Annotated in this window: 14 protein-coding genes and 4 tRNA genes; 15 read left to right on the top strand and 3 right to left on the bottom strand. The window is 75.2% G+C overall.

Going from position 1 to position 21,724, the window contains the following annotated elements; translation table 11 throughout:
• The first annotated feature begins 32 nt into the window (after nucleotides 1-32).
• The 7 genes from ACFVYI_RS25430 to ACFVYI_RS25400 all read left to right on the top strand — a co-directional run bounded on the left by ACFVYI_RS25430 (nucleotide 33) and on the right by ACFVYI_RS25400 (nucleotide 7,390).
• Nucleotides 33-120, top strand: a tRNA-Ser gene (locus tag ACFVYI_RS25430).
• A 184-nt stretch (nucleotides 121-304) separates the two neighbouring features.
• Nucleotides 305-1,414, top strand: coding sequence for a peptidoglycan-binding protein (locus ACFVYI_RS25425; RefSeq protein ID WP_387889451.1), 1,110 nt, complete (start codon nucleotides 305-307; stop codon nucleotides 1,412-1,414).
• A gap of 112 nt (nucleotides 1,415-1,526) precedes the next feature.
• A complete protein-coding gene (locus ACFVYI_RS25420) occupies nucleotides 1,527-2,357 on the top strand; it encodes a MerR family transcriptional regulator (RefSeq protein WP_387889450.1) in 831 nt (276 codons plus the stop codon).
• 74 nt (nucleotides 2,358-2,431) lie between these two features.
• Nucleotides 2,432-3,712, top strand: coding sequence for an MFS transporter (locus tag ACFVYI_RS25415; RefSeq protein WP_387889447.1), 1,281 nt, complete (start codon nucleotides 2,432-2,434; stop codon nucleotides 3,710-3,712).
• A gap of 302 nt (nucleotides 3,713-4,014) precedes the next feature.
• Complete coding sequence (locus ACFVYI_RS25410) at nucleotides 4,015-5,379, top strand: FAD-binding oxidoreductase (RefSeq protein WP_387889446.1); 1,365 nt, start codon at nucleotides 4,015-4,017, stop codon at nucleotides 5,377-5,379.
• Between the two features lie 450 nt (nucleotides 5,380-5,829).
• Nucleotides 5,830-6,159, top strand: a complete 330-nt coding sequence (locus tag ACFVYI_RS25405) for a hypothetical protein (protein WP_387889443.1) — start codon at nucleotides 5,830-5,832, stop codon at nucleotides 6,157-6,159.
• A 472-nt stretch (nucleotides 6,160-6,631) separates the two neighbouring features.
• Nucleotides 6,632-7,390 (top strand): pyridoxal 5'-phosphate synthase, encoded by a 759-nt coding sequence (locus ACFVYI_RS25400; protein ID WP_387889441.1) that lies wholly within the window; start codon nucleotides 6,632-6,634, stop codon nucleotides 7,388-7,390.
• Between the two features lie 108 nt (nucleotides 7,391-7,498).
• On the opposite strand, the gene ACFVYI_RS25395 is transcribed toward ACFVYI_RS25400, so the two are convergent.
• Nucleotides 7,499-8,566 (bottom strand): DMT family transporter, encoded by a 1,068-nt coding sequence (locus ACFVYI_RS25395; protein ID WP_387889439.1) that lies wholly within the window; start codon nucleotides 8,564-8,566, stop codon nucleotides 7,499-7,501.
• Nucleotides 8,567-8,718: 152 nt separating this feature from the next.
• Here ACFVYI_RS25395 and ACFVYI_RS25390 point away from each other — a divergent pair, with 152 nt between their 5' ends.
• Both ACFVYI_RS25390 and ACFVYI_RS25385 read left to right on the top strand, forming a co-directional pair.
• Nucleotides 8,719-9,597, top strand: coding sequence for a DUF1906 domain-containing protein (locus ACFVYI_RS25390; RefSeq protein WP_387889438.1), 879 nt, complete (start codon nucleotides 8,719-8,721; stop codon nucleotides 9,595-9,597).
• Between the two features lie 62 nt (nucleotides 9,598-9,659).
• The gene (locus ACFVYI_RS25385; RefSeq protein WP_387889435.1) at nucleotides 9,660-10,985 is read left to right on the top strand and encodes a hypothetical protein; all 1,326 of its coding nucleotides are present in this window, start codon (nucleotides 9,660-9,662) and stop codon (nucleotides 10,983-10,985) included.
• 111 nt (nucleotides 10,986-11,096) lie between these two features.
• On the opposite strand, the gene ACFVYI_RS25380 is transcribed toward ACFVYI_RS25385, so the two are convergent.
• Nucleotides 11,097-11,294 (bottom strand): hypothetical protein, encoded by a 198-nt coding sequence (locus ACFVYI_RS25380; RefSeq protein ID WP_329488661.1) that lies wholly within the window; start codon nucleotides 11,292-11,294, stop codon nucleotides 11,097-11,099.
• A 78-nt stretch (nucleotides 11,295-11,372) separates the two neighbouring features.
• Here ACFVYI_RS25380 and ACFVYI_RS25375 point away from each other — a divergent pair, with 78 nt between their 5' ends.
• Both ACFVYI_RS25375 and ACFVYI_RS25370 read left to right on the top strand, forming a co-directional pair.
• The gene (locus ACFVYI_RS25375; RefSeq protein ID WP_387889433.1) at nucleotides 11,373-11,762 is read left to right on the top strand and encodes a DUF4259 domain-containing protein; all 390 of its coding nucleotides are present in this window, start codon (nucleotides 11,373-11,375) and stop codon (nucleotides 11,760-11,762) included.
• Nucleotides 11,763-12,026: 264 nt separating this feature from the next.
• The gene (locus tag ACFVYI_RS25370) at nucleotides 12,027-13,688 is read left to right on the top strand and encodes a long-chain fatty acid--CoA ligase (RefSeq protein ID WP_387889431.1); all 1,662 of its coding nucleotides are present in this window, start codon (nucleotides 12,027-12,029) and stop codon (nucleotides 13,686-13,688) included.
• A 74-nt stretch (nucleotides 13,689-13,762) separates the two neighbouring features.
• Here the strand turns inward: ACFVYI_RS25370 and ACFVYI_RS25365 are convergent, their stop codons facing one another.
• Nucleotides 13,763-17,452, bottom strand: a complete 3,690-nt coding sequence (locus ACFVYI_RS25365; RefSeq protein ID WP_387889430.1) for a PAS domain-containing protein — start codon at nucleotides 17,450-17,452, stop codon at nucleotides 13,763-13,765.
• Nucleotides 17,453-17,630: 178 nt separating this feature from the next.
• Between ACFVYI_RS25365 and ACFVYI_RS25360 the strand changes: the two genes are divergently transcribed.
• From ACFVYI_RS25360 to ACFVYI_RS25345, 4 genes are all read left to right on the top strand, one after another.
• Nucleotides 17,631-17,724: transfer RNA gene (locus tag ACFVYI_RS25360), tRNA-Ser, on the top strand.
• 161 nt (nucleotides 17,725-17,885) lie between these two features.
• Nucleotides 17,886-17,961 (top strand) — tRNA-Arg (locus tag ACFVYI_RS25355).
• A gap of 32 nt (nucleotides 17,962-17,993) precedes the next feature.
• Nucleotides 17,994-18,069: transfer RNA gene (locus ACFVYI_RS25350), tRNA-Arg, on the top strand.
• 723 nt (nucleotides 18,070-18,792) lie between these two features.
• Nucleotides 18,793-21,724 (top strand): Ig-like domain-containing protein (locus tag ACFVYI_RS25345; RefSeq protein ID WP_387889428.1); only part of this gene is annotated, 2,932 nt, incomplete at its 3' end.

Genomic DNA, 21,724 nt, shown 5'->3' with positions numbered 1-21,724 from the left:
CCCCGCCGGACCCGTTAGGCTGACCTCCGCCTGGAGAGCTGCCCGAGCGGCCTAAGGGAACAGTCTTGAAAACTGTCGTGCGGTGACCCCGTACCGTGGGTTCGAATCCCACGCTCTCCGCTGGTAGGAGAACCACCTGCTCAAGGCGGGTGTCGACGTTGAGTCGGCACCCGCCTTCTGCGTTTTCCGGGGCGGGGTTCACCTGAACGGGGGGTTTGGGGCGGGGGTGTCCTCGTGAGGGGCTGAGGGGCTCGTTCGTCGGAGGTAAGGGGCGGACTGCCCTGGGCCCGGCGAGGAGAGACGGATGGCCTGGTACCCCGGCGCTGAGAGGCTGGAGCTTCAGCCCGAGTCGGACGAGCAGCCGGCGATCGTGCCGACGCAGGTGATCTTCCACAGCATCGCGGCGCCGTGGGCGCCGCGCCGAATCTACGAGTACTGGCGGGACTCGACCAATCTGGAGTCGCACTTCGGGGTCGGCTACGACGGCAGCGTGGGCCAGTTCATCGGCACCGAGACCCGGGCGGACGCCAATATGCGGGCCAACCGCAGGGCGGACGGCACGGGGGCGGTGAGCGTCGAGTCGGCCAGCAACGACCAGAACACCGACCCGTGGACGGCCGCGCAGGTCGCCGCGCTGATCGCGCTGGGCGTCTGGCTGCACCGGCAGCACGGGATCCCGGCGCGGGTCTGCCGCACTGCGGACGACGCGGGTTTCGGCTTCCACCGGCTCTTCCCGGACTGGTCGGACGGCGGCACGGCCTGCCCCGGGGACGCCCGGGTGCGGCAGTTCTACGACGTCGTCCTGCCCGGAATCGCCGCCGGCAACTCCGGCGGCCCGCTGCCCCCGCCGCGGTCGGACTCGGGGCCGGCCCGCAACCGGGTGACGATCAACGGTCTGGAGTACGGCTACGGAGCGCACGGGCCGCAGGTCCGCGAGGTGGGCGAGGCGCTGGTGGCGGCCGGGCACGGCTCGCACTACACGGCCGGCCCGGACGAGGACTGGCGTGACGCCGACACCCTCAACTACCAGGACTACCAGCGCAGTCTGGGCTACTCGGGCGGCGACGCGGACGGCGTCCCGGGGGAGGAGTCGCTGCGCCGGCTGCTCGGCCACCTGCCCTCGCCGCGCCGCGTCTCGCTGGCCCACATCGTCACGGCGGCCCGGACGGACCCCGGTGCCGAGCAGGGGCACGAGACCTACGGCGGTGAGGTCCGGATCGTCGAACAGGCGCTGGCCGACGAGGGGTTCCTGGAGCAGCGCTGGGTGGACGGCTCGCTCGGCAGCAGGTCGGTGCAGGCCTACGCGGCCTTCCAGCGCAGTCTCGGGTACGCCGGCTCGGACGCCAACGGCATTCCCGGTCAACGGAGTCTGCGGGAGCTGGGGGAGCGGCGCGGGTTCGACGTCACGGACTGACGGACGGACGGACCTCCGGACTGACGGACCGGTGGACGGACGGACCGGCGGCCCGGCCGGGAGAGCCGGTGCTTGACCATGACACGGTGTGAGGGTCTGCACTGGAGGCATCATGTTCAACATCGGAGACTTCGCCAAGCACGGCCGGGTGTCGGTCCGGATGCTGCGCCACTACGACGCCATCGGGCTGCTGCACCCGGCACGCGTCGACCCGGTCAGCGGCTACCGCCACTACGAGGCCGCCCAGCTCGCTCGGCTCAACCGCGTCATCGCCCTCAAGGACCTCGGCCTCACCCTGCAGCAGGTGCGGGCCGTCCTGGACGAGCGGGTGGACGTGGCGGAGCTGCGCGGGATGCTGCGGCTGCGGCAGGCCGAGCTGGCCGCGGCGATGGCGGCGGACGCCCGGCGGCTGACCCGGGTCGAGGCGAGGCTCCGGACGATCGAGAGCGAGGGAACCATGCCTGCGCAGGATGTCGTGGTGAAGCGGGTGCCGTCGGTCCGGGTGGCGGAGCTGACCGCCGTCGCGGCCAGTTACCAGCCGGAGGACATCGGGCCGGTGATCGGGCCGCTGTTCGGGGAGCTCTGCCGTCGGCTGGCGGAGGCCGGGGTGGTGGAGGCCGGGCCGTCCGTGGCCCGGTACGAGGACGTGCCGGAGGGGGACGGCGCGGTGCTGATCCGGGTGGCGGTCCCGGTCGGGGCGGCGGTGTCGGGGGCGGGGGAGCGCGGCTTCGACGTGGTCGACCTGCCGGAGATCGCGGAGGCGGCGACCGTCGTGCACCGGGGGTCGATGGACGACGCGCTGGGTGCCTTCCAGACGCTGGCCCGGTTCATCGACGAGAACGGTTACCGCTCCACGGGGTACGCGCGGGAGCTGTACCTGGAGTGCCCGGACTCGCCGACGGACTGGGTGACGGAGTTCCAGGAGCCGGTGGTCCGTTCCTAGGCGGGGCGGACGGAGCGGCGGGACGGGGCAGGGCCTTGCCCTCGACCTGGTCGAGGGTCCTACGGTCGGCGGCCATGGGAACGAGCACCACGACCACACCCGCCGGGACGACCGCGACCGCCGTGCCGGACCGCCCGGCGCGGACCGCGCTGCCGGGCCCGTACCTGTTCTGGCTGGCCGGCACCCAGGCCGGCCTGCTGGGGGACGCCGCGCTCTACCTCGCCCTGGGGTGGGCGGCCTCCGCCCACGGCGGGGGCGCGGCCGGCCTGGTCCTGACCGCGATCACGTTGCCCCGCACCGTCCTGGTCCTGCTGGGCGGTGCGGTGGCGGACCGGTTCGGCGCCCGCCGGGTGATGCTCGCCGGGGACGCGGTGATGCTGGTCGCCACCCTGGCCCTCGCGGCCGCCTCGGGCGGCTGGGGCACCCCGCTCTGGCTGCTCGTGTCGGCGGCCGCCGTGATCGGCACCGTCGACGCCTTCTACCTCCCGGCGAGCGGCTCGATGCCGCGCCGCCTGGTGGGCCCGGGGCAGTTGTCGCGCGCCCTCGCGCTGCGGCAGGCCGGCGGGCAGATCGCGGCCCTGCTCGGGGCGCCGCTCGGCGGCGTGCTGGTCGCGGTGGGCGGGCTGCCGGGGGTGGCGTTGGCGGACGCGGCGAGCTTCGGGGTGCTCCTGCTGGTGCTGTTGAGGCTTCGGGTGGCGGAGCCGGAGGGGTCGCGGTCGTTCGGCTCGGATGACGCGGCCCGGGGTCCGGCCCGGCCCGGGCTGCTTCGCGAGGCGGCGGCCGGGGTCCGGCTGGCGCTGCGGGATCCTCTGCTGCGCGCCGCGCTGCTGCTCACCGGCGCCGCCGCCGGGGCGTTGCTGCCGGTGGCCTCGCTCCTCGCGCCGCTGCTCGCCCGGGCCCATGGCTGGGGCGCCTGGGCCGCGGGCCTGACGGCCGGCGGTCAGGGGGCCGGGGTGCTCGCGGCGGCGGGCCTGGTCTCCTGGCGGGGCGCCCTGCGCCGGCCCGGGGTCGGGGCGGCGGCCGGGCTCTGTGCGGCCTCGGTGGGGATCGCCATGCTGGCCTGGGCGGCGGAGCCGGTCACGGCGGTGGCGGGCAGCGTGCTGGCCGGGGCCGGGACGGGGCTGTTCGCCTGCCACCTCGGACCGCTGGTGCTGGGCAGCGCCCCGGCCACCCATCTCTCCCGGATCCAGGCCCTGTTGACGCTGGTGCAGAGCGCGGCCCTGGTGCTGTCGACCGGACTGCTCGGCCTCCTCGCCGACGCGGCCGGTGCCCGGTGGCCGACGTCGCTCTGCGCGCTCGCCACCGGTGCGGCCGGGCTTGCCGGATGGGCGTCCACCGTGCTGCGCCGGGCCTGACCCGCGCCCGGTGGGCCTGACCCGCGCCCGGCGGGCCGGCTCCTCGGGTGGGCCGGTTCCTCGGGCGGGGCGGGCCGGACGGCGGGCCGGTGGTGCGACCCCGCCCCTGGACCGAGAACCGGACACGGGCGGGCCGGAGCGGCGTACTTGCCGGTCGTGCGGAGGCGGGGCAGAGTGCGAGCAGAGGGCGATGGGCGGCGTTCGACTCGATCTCCTGCGACCGGACGGCGTACGGCTGGACGCCGTACGACCGGCGGCGTACGGCCCGGGTGGTGCGCGCCGCGCGGCGATCGGAGGCGGCGATGAGTGATCTGACGGACCGACTGGCACCGGGTCTCCCGCCCGGGGCACTGGTGGTGGACCCGGACGTGATGGCCGCCTACAGCCACGACATGGCGGGCTTCTGCGCGGCCGGCACCCCCGCGGTGGTGGTCTTCCCGGAGACGGTCGAGCAGGTGCAGCACGTCCTGCGGACCGCCACCGAACTGCGCGTACCGGTGGTGCCGCAGGGCGCCCGGACCGGGCTCTCCGGCGCGGCCAACGCCGTCGACGGCTGCATCGTGCTGTCGATGGTGAAGATGAACCGGATCCTGGAGGTCGACCCCGTGAACCGGATCGCGGTGGTCGAGCCCGGTGTAGTGAACGCGGAACTGTCCAGGGCCGCCGGGGAGGTGGGCCTCGCCTACCCGCCGGACCCGTCCAGCTGGGAGTCCTGCACCATCGGCGGCAACATCGGCACCGGCGCGGGCGGGCTCTGCTGCGTCAAGTACGGCGTCACCAGCGAGTACGTGCTCGGCCTCGACGTGGTGCTGGCGGACGGGCGACTGCTGTCCACCGGTCGCCGCACGGCCAAGGGGGTCGCCGGCTACGACCTGACCCGCTTGCTGGTCGGCTCGGAGGGCACGCTGGGCGTGGTGGTCGGCGCCGTGGTGGCTCTGCGGCCCGCGCCGGCACCGCAGTTGGCGCTGGCGGCGGAGTTCCCGAGCGCGGACACGGCGGGCGCCGCGGTGTGCGAGGTGATGTCGCGCGGCCTCACGCCGTCGCTGATGGAGTTGATGGACGCGGTCAGCGTGCGGGCGGTCAACGAGTTGGGGCAGATGGGGCTGCCGGAGTCGACCCAGGCGCTGCTGCTGGTGGCCTTCGACGGGCCGGATCCGGCGGGCGAGCTGGCGGCGGTGGGGGAGATCTGCCGGGCGGCTGGTGCCACCGAGGTGGTGCCGGCGGAGGACCAGGCGGAGTCCGAACTGCTCTTGCAGGCGCGGCGGTTGGCTCTCCCCGCGTTGGACCGGCTGGGGACGACGATGATCGACGACGTGGCGGTGCCGCGTTCGCGGCTGGCCGAGATGCTGAACGGCGTCGCCGCGATCGCCGAGCGCCATGCCCTGACCATCGGGGTGGTCAGCCATGCCGGGGACGGCAACACCCACCCGATCGTCATCTTCGACGCCGACGATCCCGAGGAGTCGGCCCGGGCGCAGCGCTCCTTCGACGAGATCATGGCGCTGGGGCTGGAGTTGGGCGGCACGATCACCGGGGAGCACGGGGTCGGGCTGCTGAAGCGGGAGTGGCTGGCGCGCGAGCTGGGGCCGGTGGCCATGGAGCTGCAGCGGCAGCTGAAGGCGGTCTTCGACCCACTGGGCATTCTCAACCCCGGTAAGGCGGTCTGATTGTCAGCTCTTCCTGTCCTCCACCTCCCTCTGGCTTCCCTTTTCCGGGGGGCTAAGTAGGATTTTTGGAATAGTCGCAGGGTGGCTGGATATATCGACAAGGGAGGGTGGCGCTCCCTTCGGGGGGCGTGTTTGCCGGTGGTGCGCGCCAGGGTGGTGCGCGTGCTTCTCCGTGTGCTCCCCGCACGCCTCTCGCAAGGGCGCTTCCAGCGGCCACCGTTCGGGCTAAGTCGCAGGTGGGTGCCGGTGTGTCGGCGCACTATCCGCTGAGGCGCCCGTTATTCGCCGTTGCCCTGGATATCACGCTAACGGGCGAAAACTGAGCCGCGAGGTGGTGCTTTGTCGATTTGTTGCGGAAGTCTGTCTCTCGGCGTCGCAGCCCGCAGGTGATCGTCTGGCCGACGAACTCCCGCACACAATGCACGATTTACAGCTTTCTTGGAGGCTCTCATGGCTCGCATCCGTAACCGCCGGCTGGCCGGTCTTCTGGTCGCGGCCCCGCTGGCGGCAGGTCTGCTGCTGGCGGGTGCCGGGTCCGCCGCCGCCGACAACGGCGCACTGGCCAACGACGGTTCCAACGCCGGCGTGGTGTCGAACACCGGGACGGGCAACGTCTTCGGCTCCGTCGACGGCAACTACGTCTCCACCCAGCAGACGGCCACCGGATCCGGTGCCTCGAACCAGTCCAACACCCTCGCGGTGAAGGACAACTCGGGCGTCATCCTGGCCGGCCAGTCCAACAAGAACTTCAACATCGTCTTCGCCCCGGTCTTCAACTGACGGGAGCGGGTGCCATCGCCGGCGGGGGCGCCGGAGGTGGGTGACCGCGAGTGCGCTGAGCGCTCGCGGTGGGGCTCGAAGCGAGACAACTCGACGCACGGAACCGGGCAGCGGAAAGGGTCACCGCGAACCGGCCTCGTGGGCGGTGCCGACATCGGCACCGCCCACGAGTGCGTTCGGGGCGCGGTGCCCTGAGCATGGGCCGGGTGCTGGGCCGGGTGCTGGGCCGGGTGCTGGGCCGGAGGCGGGACCAGGCGCCAGGCCGGGCGCCGGGCCGGATTCCGCCGCGGGCGTGCCGCACGCCGACCCGAGCGGACCCGGGGCCGGCCCCGAGCCCGCTCCGGGCCAGGGCGCGCGCGGAACCGTCACCCGTCGGCGGTACGGTTGCGCTCCGACAGCGCACCCCGCGCCCGGGCCCCGTCGGCCCGGCCGGCGAGGGGCTGCGACCGCGGCAACCGGAAGGAAGGGCGCGATGGCAGCGGAGGAGGAGGGCCTGATCGGCCCGGGCGAGGCCAGGCCTGCCCCGGGGTCGGAGTCGAGGCCCGCGACGAGGCCCGAGCCCAGGTCCGTGCCCGAGCTGTTGCTCGGCCGCCCTCCGATGGCCCGCCCACTGCCGTCCTTCGACGCCGATTCGGCCCCGGCCGAGCCCGGCGCGCTCTTCGTCGACTGGCTCGCGACCGCGCTCGCGGCCGGCGTGCTGGACCCGCAGGTGGCCACGCTCTCCACGGTCGACGCCGACGGCCTGCCCGACGCCCGGGTGCTGGTGCTGCGCGACGTCGACGCCTCCGGCACCGGCTGGGTCTTCTCGGCCGCCGCCGACAGCCCGAAGGGCCGCCAGCTCGCCGATCACCCGGCTGCCGCGCTCACCCTCTACTGGCCGCCGCTGGGCCGCCAGGTGCGGGTCCGCGGCACGGTCGAGCGGGCTGCCGACCAGGTCGCGGCGGCCGAGTTCGCCACCCGCTCCCCGGCCGCCCGGGTCGGTGCGCTGGTCGGTCGGCAGAGCGAGCCGCTGGCCTCGCCGGCCGAGTACGACGAGGCGGAGGCCGTCGCCCGCCGCCGGCTGGAGGCCACCCCGGACGCCGTCGCGGCCGGGCACGCCGTCTACACGCTCTGGGCGCACGAGGTGGAGTTCTGGCAGGGCGACGCGAACCGTCGCCACGTCCGGCTGCGCTACACCCGGACGGGCCCGGTCCGCACCCCGGAGTGGTCGCGAACCCTGCTCTGGCCGTAGCGGCCGGTGGGCCGGGCGGCCCGGGCCGTTGGGCTGCAGGGCCGCCGGCCGGGCCGCCACGGCCGGTCACCGCGGCGCGGCGGCCACCGCGCGGTCACCGAATCGACGTCACCGCCGCCCGGTCAGCGTGGCCCCCACGCTGGCGGCCACCACGCAGCCGATACCGGCCAGCTGCACCGCGCCGAGCAGCTGGCCCAGCACCACCAGGCCGACCAGCGCGCTGACCGCCGGTTCCAGGCTCACCAGGACGCTGAACACCCGCTGCGGCATCCGGCGCAGCGCGGTCATCTCCAGCGTGTACGGGATCACCGGGAGCAGCAGCGACACCCCGGCCACCGCGAGCAGCAGCATCAGCGGCGAGGCGCCGGGGGCGGTCAGCCCGTCCCAGGCCTGGCCGAGCCCGAACGGCGCCAGCGTCAGCGCGCCGACGGTCATCGACACCGCCAGCCCCTGGAACCCCTGGAACGTGGCGCCGACCTTGTCCGTGAACAGGATGTACGCGGCGTAGCAGGCGGCCGCCCCGAAGGCGTAGGCCAGGCCGACCGGGTCGAGTGACGATCCGCCGCCGCCCTCGCCGAGCAGCGTCAGCAGGGCCACCCCGCCGGCCGCGAGCAGCGCCCAGACCAGGTGGCTGGCCCGGCGGGCGAAGATCAGCGCGACCGCGAGCGGGCCGAGGAACTCGATGGTCGCGGCGGTGCCCATCGGCAGCCGGTCGATCGCCCCGGCGAAGAGCAGCGTCATCCCGGCGGACGCCACCCCGAGCAGGCCGGCCGCGGCGAGGTCGCGCGGCCGGCGTCCACGCAGCCGGGGGCGGGTGGCGGCGAGCAGGATCACCGCCGCGAACCCGAGGCGCAGGAAGGTCGTGCCACTCACCCCGAGCGGGCCGAACAGCGGCTTGGACAGCGCGATGCCGAGCTGCACCAGGAACATCGCGGCCAGACAGAAGAGCGGCGCCGGGATCCTCTCCGGGCGCCGCACGAGCTTCGAGTACCGCCGGCCGGATGGCCCGGCGGGTTGCGCGCCCGGTGGCAGCCCAGGGTCGGGGGCCCCGTCTCGTCGCCAGCCACCGCGCTCGCCGGCAGGCTCGCCCTTGGGGGCGGGCGGCATGGCAAGGGCCTCGGCGACGGCGGCGGCCGGCGTCGGGGAGGTGGTTTGGCCGGTATGGGACGTGGGCATGGTGGCGAGTTTGCCGTAAGGAGTGAGTCAGGGGCAAGCTCGTTACTAAAATGTGGACGGATGTGGACGGGTGCGCCCGAAAGGGTGAGCTTCTCCGGCTCATGCGGCGAGGTTGCCGCAATCGTCCGATGGTCCGTCAGTATCAAGGCCGGGTGCGCTATCTCCGCCCGGCGGCCCTGGCTGCCGCCTCCCTCGTGCTCCTGCTCGCGATCGACGGGGCAGGCGTCAGCGCCGAGGCGACCGCCCCGGTGGCTGCCGCTGTGCCCCGCATCCGGGCCACCGTCCTGCCCGACCGGTCCGGCCCGCCGGCCCTGCGGGCCCGCGACCTCTACAGCGGCGAGGCCTTCGACGCCTGCACCGCGCCCCCGCTCGACACCCTCCGCGCCTGGCGCGGCGCCTCCCCGTACGGCGCGCTCGGCATCTACACCAGCGGTACCCAGCGCGGCTGCGCCCAGCCGAGGCTCACCGCCGACTGGGTCCGCCAGGCACGGGCGATGGGGTGGCGGTTCCTGCCCGTCCACGTCGGGCTGCAGGCGCCGTGCAGTGAGCTCAAGGGCAAGCCCCGGCGGATCGACCCGGCGCGCGCGGCCGAGCAGGGCCGGGACGAGGCGGCCGAGGCGGTCCGCGGCCTCACGGCCGTCGGGCTGGGCCAGGGCAGTCCGGTCTTCCTGGACATCGAGTCGTACCCGATGCGCGATCCGGCCTGCGGCCAGGCGGTCGTCGACTTCGTGCTCGGCTGGACCCAGGCGCTGCACGGGATGAGTTACCGGTCCGGCTTCTATTCCAGCCTCGACTCCGGCGTCGCCGACCTCGCCGCGGCCGCCCGCGCGGGCAGCGCCCCGCTGCCCGACACGCTCTGGTACGCCCGCTGGGACGACCACGCCGACACCGTCGGCGGCGGTGCCCTCACCCCCGACCTCTGGGCCGACCGCCAGCGGGTCCACCAGTACCGGGGCAATGTCGAGGAGACGTACGGCGGCGCCACGCTCACCGTCGATCGCAACAAGGTGGACGCCCCGCTGGCGAGCTGACGGGCCGCGATCCCCGGCCGGATAGGGTGTCCCGTCGACTGGTCACACGGAGGGGGACGGGCGTGTCGGAAGGTCAGGGGCACTACGCCGGAACGGGCGGACACGGAGCCGGCTCACAGCCCACGCCGTACCCACAGCCCACGCCGTACCCACAGCCCACGCCGTACCCACAGCCCACGCCGTACCCGCAGGGCGGTCCCCACCCGCAGGACGGTCCGTACGCCGGACCCAACCCGTACGCCCAGCCGAACCCGTACACCCAGGCCAATCCGTACGCCCAGGGCAACCCGTACCCGCAGGGCGGCCGGCCGCAGGCCAACCCGTACGCCGAGCCGTTCCCCGCCCAGCCCGCGCCGGTCCGGCCCGCGCCCGCCGCACCGGCGGCCCAGTCGCCCGCCGTAGCGCCCGGCGCCGCCTTCGACGGCGGCTTCCCCGGCCCGCAGCCGCGCCGCAGCCGGATCGCCGTGCTGCTGCAGTTCACCCTCCAGTGGATCTACGCACCGCTCTGGATCGCCGCCCTGGCCGCCCTGTTCGCGATCCTGCTCTGGAGCGGCGCGAGCGGCCCGTCCGCCCCCGACTCCGACTCCTGGCTGAAGGTCAACCGCACCTTCGTCCCGCCGCGCCGCCTCAAGGCCGAGCTCACCGGCCGTCCGGAGGACTGGGAGCGGTACGTCGGCCCGATCCTGGAGCGCCGGATCCGCGCGGCCGAGGCGGCGTACGCCGCGGGTGACGGCGAGGTCGGGGCGGACCTCAGCCGCACGATGGGGGTCAAGCTCGCGGTGCGCCTCTACCGGGGCCTCGGCGCGGCCGGGGTGGTGCGGCTCGCGGAGCGGTACGGCTGGCAGGGCGTGCCCTCCGGTGGTGACCTGGCGCGCGTCCGGGTCAGCCGGCGGTTCCCCGCCCCGGCCCGGGTGTCCGCGCCGGGCCCGCAGGATCCGCCGGCCGCCCCGGGCACGCCGTGGGGGGCTCGTCCGACTCGTTCCGCGCTCCTGCTGCCGTTCATGTTCGTGCTGCAGATCGCCTACGTCCCCGTCTGCTGGGTGCTCAGCCTGCTGGCCTTCTGGGTGAAGCACCCCGAGCCCGACTACTGGGACCGCTGGGGCGCCCGCTGGGGGGTCGGGCCGCGCGCCTTCTGGGCGGAGTTCTCCGGCAGCGCCGCCGCCTGGGACCGCCACGTGCGCCGCGTCGTCGTCCGTGAGACCCGCCAGGGCACCAACCGGGGCGCCGAGGCCCCCCGTCGGATCCGCGTCAACCTCGCGACCTATCGCGGTGCGGGTGCCCAGCACGTCCTGCGGGTCGCCGCCGAACAGGGGTTCTTCCTGGACCCGGCCTACCTGCCGGAACCCGAGGTCTGCGTCCGCCTCCACCGTCCCGACCGGCAGGCCTGACCGGTCGCAGCCGACGCGCCGTCCGCTCCGGCCCCCGCCTGCGCCGCCCCGTCGCCCGCCCCGTCGCCCGCTGCGCCGCCCGCTGCGCCGCCGTGCGGCCGGGGCGCGGGGTCAGTCCCGGAGGCCGAGCGACAGCCAGCCGCGCCCGTCGCAGTCCCGGCAGGTCTCCGGGATGTGGCCGGTGCCCGACCGGTCGGCCCGAACGCCCAGCCGCGCCCGCGTCCGCACCCCGTCGGAACAGCACGGGCACGGCACTCGGAACCCGGCCGGCTCCGGCTGCACCCGGCGATCGTCATGACTGTCGCTCATGCCCCTCAGTATCGCGTGCCGCTGTCGGTGCGGTCCGCTACAACGGGGCTGACCGAAAAGACCGATCACGGAGGACGCATGGGTACCTGGGGCAGCGGCAACTTCGACAGCGACACGGCGGCCGACCACCTCTCCGAGCTCACCGGCCGGCTGCTCGACGAGGTCGAGCGGGCGATGTCCGGCGACCGGGTCGAGCTGGAGCCGGACGAGTACTGGGGCGTGGCCGTCCCCTGCAACCTCGAACTGCTCCACCTGATCGCCTCCCGGCACTACGTCGGCGCCGGGCTACCCTCCGCGGCGACGATCGAGGGCTGGAAGGCGGACTTCATGGCCGTCTGGGAGCGGAGCATCGACGGCCTGGAGCCCGCCCCCGGCCACAAGGAGGAGCGAAGGGCGGTCCTGCTCCGTACCTTCGACGGCCTGGCGGCCCTGGCCCGGGAGCGCGACCAGGACGGTCAGGCCGACTGATGCCGACCGAGGCCGACTCAGGACCCCCGAGACGGACCGGGACCGCCCCGGCCCGACCGGGACCGACCGGGCCGGGCAGTGATCCGAGGGGCGGGTGCGCCGCCCGCGAGTGCCGTGAAGCCGTGACCCGGGCAACGGGGCAGGGATGCTGACAGCGGGCAGGCGGAGAGGCAGAATCGGGCTGGACTGCCTGTATTACCGCCCAGTAGGCCGCCCGGTAGCCGCGCAGTCGCAGCCGCAGTGCCGCCAGGTCAAGGAGGACCCGTGTTCAGCACGATGCAGGACGTCCCGCTCACCGTCGCCCGGATCTTGGAGCACGGGTCGACGATCCACGGGCGGTCGACCGTCACCACCTGGGACGGCACCGGGCCCCTCGTCCGGACGTACGCCGAGGTCGGGGCGCGCGCCGCGCAGCTCGCCCACGCGCTGCGGGACGAACTCGGGGTGACCGGGGACGACCGGGTGGCCACGCTGATGTGGAACAACGCCGAGCACCTGGAGGCGTACCTCGCGGCGCCGTCCATGGGGGCGGTGCTGCACACGCTCAACCTGCGGCTCCCGGCGGGCCAGCTGTCGTTCATCGTCAACCACGCCGCCGACCGCGTGATCATCGTCAACGGCACCGTTCTCCCGCTGCTGGCCGCCGTCCTCCCCGAGCTCGCCCCCACGCTCAAGCACATCGTGGTCAGCGGTCCCGGCGACCGGTCCGTGCTGGCCGGCTTCGCCGGCGCCGTGCACGACTACGAGGACCTGATCGCCGGCCGGCCCACCACGTTCCCGTGGCGGACCGACATCGACGAGCGCCAGGCCGCCGTGCTCTGCTACACCTCCGGCACCACCGGTGACCCGAAGGGCGTGCTCTACAGCCACCGCTCGATCTTTCTGCACGGCCTCCAGGTCAACACCGGCGACAACTTCGCCTTCACCCCGCGCGACATCGCGCTGCCGGTCGTCCCGATGTTCCACGTCAACGCCTGGGGCATCCCGCACGGCGCCTTCATGTCCGGCGCGGGCCTGCTCATGCCCGACCGCTTCCTCCAGCCGAAGCCGCTGGCCGAGATGATCGCCCGGGTGCGGCCGACCGTCGGCGCCGCGGTGCCGACCATCTGGAGCGGCCTGCTCGACGAGCTGGACGCGGGCGACTACGACACCTCCAGCCTGCGCATGGTGGTCATCGGCGGTTCCGCCTGCCCGCCCTCGCTGATGAAGGCCTTCGACGAGCGGCACGGCATCCGGGTGGTGCACGCCTGGGGCATGACCGAGACCTCGCCGCTCGGCGCCTTCGCCCAGCCGCCCGGCGGCCTCACCCCCGAGGAGGAGTGGCCGTACCGGGTCACCCAGGGCATCTTCCCGGCCTCGGTCGAGGCCCGGCTGACCGGCCCGGGCGGCGAGCGGATGCCGCACGACGGCGTCTCGGCAGGCGAGTTGGAGGTGCGCGGGCCCTGGATCGCCGGGGCGTACTACGGCGGCGCCGGCCACGACCCGGAGCGCCCGGACGACAAGTTCTCCGAGGACGGCTGGCTGCGCACCGGTGACGTCGGCACCATCACTCCGGACGGCTACCTGACGCTGACCGACCGGGCGAAGGACGTGATCAAGTCCGGCGGCGAGTGGATCTCCTCGGTGGACCTGGAGAACCACCTGATGGCCCACCCGGAGGTCGCGGAGGCCGCCGTGGTGGCCGTCCCGGACGAGAAGTGGGGCGAGCGCCCGCTGGCCACCGTCGTGCTGCGGCCGGGCGCCACGGCGGGGCTGCGGGAGCTGCGCGCGTTCCTCGCCGAGCGGGTCGCCTCCTGGCAACTGCCGGAGCGCTGGGCGATCGTCGAGGCGGTGCCGAAGACCTCGGTCGGGAAGTTCGACAAGAAGGTCATCCGCGCCGGCTACGCGGCCGACGAGCTCGACGTCACGGTGCTCGGCAAGGAGTAGGCCGACACGGGCGGCAGGGCACGCTCGGACGGCGCCGGGGGCCGGTCACCACAGGTGGCCGGCCCCCGGCCGCGTCAGCCGGCGGCCGCGACGCCCGCCTCGCCCATCGCGCCGATCCGCCCGAGCAGGTCGACGATCCGGGACTGGACGTCCGCGCTGGTGGAGCGCTCGGCGAGGAACAGCACCGTCTCGCCGGTGCGCAGCCGGGGCAGTTCGCGCGGGTCGAGGTCGACCGAGGTGTAGACGACCAGCGGGGTGCGGTGCAGCCGGTCGTTGGTGCGCAGCCAGTCCAGCAGGCCGACCCGCCGGCGGCGGATCTGGAAGAGGTCCATCACCACCAGGTTCGGCTGCACGCTGCTGGCGCGGGCGACGGCGTCGGTCTCGTCCGTCGCGTGCTCGACGTGCATGCCGCGCCGCTCCAGGCTGCTGATCATGGCGGCGGCGATGTCCGGGTCGCCCTCGACCAGCAGGACCCGGGGGGCGTGGTTCTCGCCGTCGCGCGGGGCGAGGGCGCGCAGCAGCACGGCGGGGTCGGCGCCGTACGCGGCGTCCCGGGTGGCCTGGCCGAGGCCGGCGGTGACCAGCACCGGGACCCGGCTGTTGAGGGCCGCCGTGCGCAGCGACTGCAGCGCGGTCCGGGTGATCGGGCCGGTCAGCGGGTCGACGAACAGCGCGGCGGGGAAGCCGGCGATCTGGGCGTCCACCTCCTCGCGGGAGCGGACGATCACCGGGTGGTAGCCGCGGTCCTGCAGGGCCTGCCGGGTGGCCGGGTCGGGCTCGGGCCAGACCAGCAGGCGGCGCGGGCTGCCGTCCCCGGAGGGGAGGGCCTGGGCGGGGTGCTCGGCGGGGTCGTCGTGGCCGGCGGCGGGGAGTTCGGCCATCGGGCGCGGCGCCGTCCGGGCCTCGGGCGCGGCGGGCAACTGGGGTGCGTCGGCCGGGGCGACCGGGAAGGCCGCGGCCGGGCCGCCCTGCCCCGACGGGCCGGAGCCACCCGGAGCGGAGCCACCCGGGGCACCGGGAGCGCCGAGCGGGCGCGGCGGAGCGAGTTCGGCCAGGCCGCTGCCGACCGGCTGCGGACCGTCCGGACCGGAGGTGGCCGGGCCGTCCGCCCCGGCGGCGGGCAGCGCGGGCCGGGCGAGCTCCAGCGCGCCGGGAGCGCCCTCGGCCGTAGCCGTTCCCGGCGCGGTTCCGTGCGCCTGGCCGGGCCCCTGGGGCTCGGTGTCGGGGCCGGGCGGAACGGCGAGCCGGCGGCGCCGGCCGGTCGGCGCCGCGGCGGCCGGTTCGGGCGGCGCGGGCGCGGGGCCGGCGGGCAGCGCGTGCTCCAGGCCGGGGTAGAGCGGGGCGGCGGAGTCGGGCATGCCGGGGAGTGCGAACCCGCCGGACGAGTCCTCGTTGGCCGGCAGCGCGCGGCGCCGCCGGGACGGCTTCGGCTCCTCCCCGCCGTCGGCTTCCCGGCCGGGCCGGCCGAAGGCCTCGGCGCCGGTCGGAGCGCCCTCGGCCGCGGCCTCGCCGACCGGTACGCCGGTCGCCGGGGTGCCGCCGGCGGGCGTGCCGTCCGCCGGGGTGCCGGCCGGATCCTGTGGAGCGGGTTCGGTGGGCGTCGTGGCCGGCCCGAGCGCGAGCGGGCCGCGCTGCGCCGTCGGGGCGGGCGCGGCGGCGCGTTCGTCGGGGCGGCCGTCGACCGGCACCGCGTACGCCGTGCCGGAGCGGCCGTCGTCCTTGCCCCACGGGTCGCTCGGCTGGGGGGTCGGGCCGCCCAGGCCCGGGCGTCCGTACGCCGGGTCGTTGCCGGTGCCGTTCCACTGTTCGGGGACGGCCCGCTCGACCCGTGCCGGGGCGTTCGGCCACCGTTCGGCAGCGGCGGCGGCAGCCGCGTCCGCCTCGGGGGCGGTGGGCTCGGCCGCCGGCCGGCCCCGGCGTCCGCGCCGCTCGGCCACCGGCGCCTGCGCCGGCTCGTCCTTCGCACCCTGCTCCGGTCCGGAGGCCTGGTCGGCCGCCTCGCCGGCCGCCGGGCCGTCGACCGGCGCCGTCTCGGCATCGTCCTCGGCCCGCCGGGCCGCGGGCAGCTGCGGGATGCCCGGCAGGTCGGGCAGCACGGCGCTGTCGGTCTCCTTGGGCCGGTCCGACCGGCCCTCGGCCGACGCGCGTTCGGCGGCGGCCTTCGCCGCGACCGGGTCCAGCGGAAGCTCGACGACGTACGTGGTGCCGGCCTTGCCGGGCAGCTCGTGCGGCTGGAGCACGCCGCCGTGACGCTCGACCACCGTGCGGGCTATCGGCAGGTGGACGGGGCTGCCGCCGCGTCCGGGCCCGCGGATCTCCACCCGGGCGACGTCGCCGCGCTGGGCGGCCGCGAGCACCACCATCGGCGCGTCGCCGCCGGCCGGGGGCAGCGCGGGGGCACCGGGGGCGGCCAGGCCGGGAGAGGCGAGGGCGGGCGGGGCGTCCAGCGAGAGCGCGACCCCGCTGACGTCGGCGACCAGGTGGGCCAGCGCCTGGGCGAGCCGCTGCTCGTCGGCGATCACCTCGACGGCGGCGGCGTGCACGGAGAACCGCACCCGTCCGGCGCCGACCAGCTCGCCCGCGTGTTCGACGGCCTGCCGGATCACCTTGTCCAGGCTGACCGGCACCCGGTCGGCGGGCTTCTTCCCGTCCTTGTCGTCCTCGCCGGAGCCGCCGGACGACGAGCCGTCACCGCCGGCCTCGGAACGCTGGTGGGCGAGCACGCCGTCGATCAGCTTGCCGAACCGACGGCACTCGTCGGCCAGCCGCCGCAGCGTCCAGTTGGCCTCGGGCCAGAGCTGGCCGGCCGGGTCGGCGGCGAGCGCGTCGATCCGCCGGTGCAGCGCGGTCAGGGCGCCGCCCAGCTCGCTCTCCAGGACGGCGGTGAGGTGGTCGTTGCGGGCGACCAGGGCCAGCTCACGGCTGCGGTCGGTGAAGGTCATCACCGCGCCGACCAGCTGGTCGCCGTCGCGGACGGGGGCGGTGGTGAGGTCGACGGTGACCGGTCGGCCGTCCTTGCGCCAGAGCACGGTGCCGCGCACCCGGTGCTTGCGCCCGGAGGTCAGGGTGTCCAGCAGGGCGGACTCCTCCAGCGCCAACGGGGTGCCGTCGGCCCGGGAGTGCTGGATCAGCGGGTGCAGCTCGCGCCCGCCCAGCTCGCTCGCCCGGTACTCCAGGATGTGCGCGGCGGCCGGGTTGACCAGCACGCAGCGGCCTTCGAGGTCCACGCCGAGCACGCCCTCGGCGGCGGCCCGCAGGATCATCTCGGTCTGCTTGTGCTGGCGGCGCAGTTCCGCCTCGACCCCGAGCCGGCTGGAGAGGTCGCGGACCAGCAGCAGGAGCAGGTCGCTGCCGGAGGGCCGCGAACCCTCGCGGTACGGGTCGTAGGGGACGAGCGGGGAGAGCGCGTAGCCGCGCCCGTCGCCGGAGCCGGCGCCGTCGTCGGCGAAGTCGTTGCCGGAGACCTCGACCGGGAAGGCGGTGCCGTCGGTACGGCGGGCGGTCATCCGGACCGGGCGGTCGAGGGCGTCGTCCGCGTGCGGCTTCGGTCGCATCGAGCCGGGGATCCGGCTCGGGTCGAACTCCGGCAGCAGGTCCAGGACGCCCATGCCGACCAGCGAGGTGCCGGGCGTCTGGAGCGCCTGGACGGCCGCGTTGTTGGCATCGACGACAGTGCCGTTGCTGTTCACCAGCAACAACGCGTCGGGCAGGGCGTCGAGTATGGCGGCGAGGCGAGCAGCGCCTCGGATCGGCCTGCTGCTCACGTCGACAGGTCTCCTCGGCTCAGGGCAGCTCCTCCGGAGAGGGCAGTATCTCATTCTTCTTTGCGGCGGGGACGACCCGCCTAGTAACGTTGGCGGTGGTTGGTGCCGAGCCCTCGGGTTGTGGCATCATCACTGGCACACGGAGCGAGTCCGCCACGCGGGCGCGGTCCAGGTGTGGGGAGGCTTCGCCTAGTCCGGTCTATGGCGCCGCACTGCTAATGCGGTTTGGGTCTTAAAGCCCATCGAGGGTTCAAATCCCTCAGCCTCCGCCAGTCGGGAGCCCCGTCGACGATCACGTCGGCGGGGCTTCTCGCATGTCCGGGGCCGGTCGGGACCGGTCGCCCCGGGGGCTCGGATCAATCGATTTCGCCCCGCGTCGCAGGTCATGTAATGTTGTCCCCGCAACGCCCCGCTGACACGTTCACCAGGGCGAGCGCTCATAGCTCAACGGATAGAGCACTTGACTACGGATCAAGAGGTTGCAGGTTCGAATCCTGCTGAGCGCACCAAACCTTCGCAAGACCGGGTCCGCCCGGCACTTGCGCTCATAGCTCAACGGATAGAGCACTTGACTACGGATCAAGAGGTTGCAGGTTCGAATCCTGCTGAGCGCACCAGCGAGAAGCCCCCGGCCACCGGCCGGGGGCTTCTCCGTTGTCCGGCCCGGGTCGCCCGTCGGCCCGTCCCGGCAGCCGGCCCGGTCGAGGTCCGGCGGCCCGCCGAGGGGGATGCCCCGGCCGACCCGGCCGACCCGGCCGACCCGGCCGATTGCGGGCCGACTGTGCGGGCGTGAGGGTCCACGGAAGGTCCCGCCAGGTCCACGGGAGGCCCTGGATGCCGTCCGGGGTGCCGGGCGCTCGCGCCGAAGGCCGATCCGGTCGCTCGCCCGGCTGATCGCCCGGCTGCTCGGGGGGCGGGGATCACGGACGCCGGGACTGCGCTCGAACGGACGCCGGTGGAAGGGCTCGGCGACGGCGGGGGCCGTGGGGGTTCGACGACGGCGGAACCGCTCCTGACGAGTACCGGGTTCGCGGTCGCGGGCCCCGGCCCCACCGGGCGCCCCGGAAATTCGAACAGAGCCGCTCGATGAATGGTCAGGTGCCGGACGGTGGACCTCGGTTGGGCTCGCCGGGATTCCGCGCGATACGCCGCCTAATGGATGAAATCCATCCCTTTCGGGTACATCCTTTCCTGCCGGTCGGATGACCGCCGAACGGGTGGGACGCGGCCAATAGTGCAGGTGTCGCAGTATTACCGGCCCAGGATCGTGATTCCGTTTTGTCAGATCTTGTGCCCAGACTGCCCGGCCACCCCGGCAGCCGATACCGAAGGAGAGCCGGATGAGCCGACAGTTCCCCCGCGATGCCGCCCTGTCCGCCCCGGCCCCGGACCGGCACGCGCCCCGGACGGGGGGAGTGCGGCGGCCGCGGCTGGCGGCGGCCGGCGCCTCCGCCGCCCTGGCGGCCGCGCTGCTGATCGGTTGGAACCCGCCCTCCTCCGTCGCACAGCAGTCCCCCGACACCTGGTCGGGCGAGCAGCGCGCCGTCCTTCCCTCCGGTCTCACCGTCCAGCTCGATTTCTCCGCCGCTCCCGGTTTCGACGTCACGGCCGAACCGGGTGAATTGGCTGACCGCTCCGGCGGCGGGCGGGCGGCCGCCCTCTATACGGACGGACTGCGGCCCGGAGATCCCGCGCAGACCTTCCGGGTCAGTGAGAACCGTCCGCAGACGGATGGTTCCTGGCGCACCGTCGGAACGCTTCGGCTCGCCTTTTCCCGACCGGTCAGAAATCCCCGGCTGCACGTCAGCGGGCTCGCCGCAATCGCCACCGGGAAGGGCGGCAGCACCAGCACCGCGACCAGGCTGACGCTCACCGGTGGCTCACCGGGCGCACCCGCCCTGGTCAACCGCACCGACTGGCCGGGTTGGACGGTCGACGGCAACAGCCTCGCCCCCGCGGGCGCGGGCGGCGGGAGCGACGCCGAGGCAGGATCCGCCGCGGAGGGCAGCCTGGAGCTGGCCGGCACCTTCCGCACCGCCGTCTTCCGGGTCGAGCAGCGCTCCACCGCCCGGGCCGGCTCCACCACCGCCCCGGCGCCGCTCACCCAGGCGTACACCGTCACCCTGGACGAGGGCGTCGGCACCGCCCCGCAGGGCTACGGCAACGCCTCCCACCTGCTCTCCGACCTCTTCCTCGGCGCGGACGCCGCCGGCGCCGCCCGGCACGACCGGCGGGCCGGCACCACCGGGACGACCCCCCTGGTGCCGCCCGCCGCGCCCGCCGGGAGCACCGACGCGGCCGGCGAGCCGCTGGTCCAGCTCGACCACGGCGCCGGCCGGCGCAGCGTCTGGTCCAGCCCGGCGCCGCCCCAGCTCCAGCCCGGACGCGGCGAGTACCAGGGCGGCGACCCGGCCGTCGGCTACCCGGCCGGGGCCGCGATCGGCCGGTACTACCGGGTCACCGTCCCGGTCGCGGTGGACAGCGCCCCCGCCACGCTGGCCGGCTGGGTCGACTTCGACCGCAACGGCCGGTTCGACCCGACCGAGCGGGTGCAGACCGAGGTCCCCGCCACGGCCGACAGCGCCACCCTGGAGTGGACCGTCCCCGCCAACGCCTCGTCGGGGGAGACCTGGGCCAGGCTGCGGATCGGCCGGGACGCGGCCCAACTGGTGCCGGCCGGCGGCTTCGCCGACTCCGGCCAGGTCTCGGACCAGCGGATCAGGCTGACGGTCGGCGCCGCCCGGCCGGAGATCGCCACCCCGGTCGACGGCACCGTCGTCGCCGACGCCCGCCCGCAGGTGCGCGGTGAGGGCGCGGTGGCCGGGGCGACGGTCGAGGTGCGCGACGGGGACGCGGTGCTCTGCAAGGCCCGGGTCGAGCGGGGCGGTGACTGGTCCTGCCGGCCGGGCAGCCCGCTCGCCGCCGGCGCGCACACCCTCACCCCGGTGGAGACCACCAGCGGCGGTCTGGTGCTGCGCGGCGATCCCGTCCGGGTCACCGTGAAGACCGCGCCGCCCGTCGCTCCCGTGCTCACCCTCCCCGAGTACACCAACGACCCGGGCCTCCAGCTGACCGGCACCGGGGAGCCGGGCAGCACCGTCTCGGTCGCCGACCGGGTCGGCGGCGGTGCGGCCGGCGAGCTGTGCAGCACGGCCGTGCGGTCCGACGGCGGCTGGTCCTGCCTGCCGGTGGAGAACCTGCCGGACGGGCGCCACCAGCTCACCCCGACCGCCGTCGACGCCGCCGGGAACCGGACGGCGGGGCGGGCCACCGCGCTGGTCGTCGACACCGTGCCGCCGGACCGGCCGGTGCTGACCACACCGACCGCGGGCGAGACGCTCCGGGCGGCCCGGCCCAAGTTGGGCGGCCGGGCCGAGCCCGGGGCCAGGGTGATCGTCACCGCCCGGTCCGGCAGCTCGGCCTCGGCGGAGCGGGTCGTGGCCTGCGGGGCCACCGCCGCCGTCGACGGCAGCTGGGCCTGCACGGCCAACCGTGATCTGACGGACGGCGAGCAGTGGCTGGTCGTCACCGCGACCGACCTGGCGGGCAACGGGACAGCGGCGGACGCCGTCACCGTCCGGGTCGCGGCGGCTGCCGTGCCGTCGCCCGGAGCCCCGTCCGAACCGGTCGTTCCGGTGGTTCCGGCGACCCCGTCCGCCTCGGCGGCCTCGCCTGCGCCGTCGGCCGCGCTGACGGCAGCGCCGTCGGTCCCGCCGGTGGCGTCCTCGGTGCCGTCGCCCGCTGCGGCGGCGACCGCGTCTGCGGTGCCGTCGCCGACTGCGGTGTCGCCGTCCGTTGCGGCGGCCACCCCGGCCCCGGCTGCGGTTCCTTCTCCGTCCGTACCCGCTGCCACCCTGCCGGTCGGTCAGCCGACGGCCCCTGCCGTGCCGTCGCCGTCGGTCCCGTCACCGTCGGTGTCGGTGCCGCCGACCCCGTCCGTTCCTGCGGCGCCTGCCGTGGAGCCCGTTCTGGAGTCCGTCCTGCCCGGGTTGCTGCCGATCGTCGTCCCGCCGGGTGTCGGGGCGGTCGCTCCTTCGGTGCCCTCGGCCACCCCGAGCCCGACTGTCAGCCCTGGGGTGGTCGTCAGCCCGAGCGCGGGGGCGTCGGTCGCCGGTCGGCCGACGGCAACGGCCTCTGCCGTGCCGGTGCCGACGGTTTCGCCCTCGGTGTCGGTCTCTGCGGCGCCTGCCGTGGAGCCCGTTCTGGAGTCCGTCCTGCCCGGGTTGCTGCCGATCGTCGTCCCGCCGGGTGTCGGGGCGGTCGCTCCTTCGG

The sequence above is a fragment of the Kitasatospora sp. NPDC058218 genome (assembly GCF_042882445.1).
Lineage (GTDB): Bacteria > Actinomycetota > Actinomycetes > Streptomycetales > Streptomycetaceae > Kitasatospora.
Note: the sequence above shows the minus strand (reverse complement) of the source record. Positions and strands in the feature narration are given on the sequence as shown.

What these genes read in the sequence shown, in the direction of transcription:
- ACFVYI_RS25425 (WP_387889451.1), top strand. Translation starts at nt 305, where the DNA reads ATGGCCTGGTACCCCGGCGCTGAGAGGCTGGAGCTTCAGCCCGAGTCG.
- ACFVYI_RS25420 (WP_387889450.1), top strand. Translation starts at nt 1,527, where the DNA reads ATGTTCAACATCGGAGACTTCGCCAAGCACGGCCGGGTGTCGGTCCGG.
- ACFVYI_RS25415 (WP_387889447.1), top strand. Translation starts at nt 2,432, where the DNA reads ATGGGAACGAGCACCACGACCACACCCGCCGGGACGACCGCGACCGCC.
- ACFVYI_RS25410 (WP_387889446.1), top strand. Translation starts at nt 4,015, where the DNA reads ATGAGTGATCTGACGGACCGACTGGCACCGGGTCTCCCGCCCGGGGCA.
- ACFVYI_RS25405 (WP_387889443.1), top strand. Translation starts at nt 5,830, where the DNA reads ATGGCTCGCATCCGTAACCGCCGGCTGGCCGGTCTTCTGGTCGCGGCC.
- ACFVYI_RS25400 (WP_387889441.1), top strand. Translation starts at nt 6,632, where the DNA reads ATGGCAGCGGAGGAGGAGGGCCTGATCGGCCCGGGCGAGGCCAGGCCT.
- ACFVYI_RS25395 (WP_387889439.1), bottom strand. Translation starts at nt 8,566, where the DNA reads ATGCCCACGTCCCATACCGGCCAAACCACCTCCCCGACGCCGGCCGCC.
- ACFVYI_RS25380 (WP_329488661.1), bottom strand. Translation starts at nt 11,294, where the DNA reads ATGAGCGACAGTCATGACGATCGCCGGGTGCAGCCGGAGCCGGCCGGG.
- ACFVYI_RS25375 (WP_387889433.1), top strand. Translation starts at nt 11,373, where the DNA reads ATGGGTACCTGGGGCAGCGGCAACTTCGACAGCGACACGGCGGCCGAC.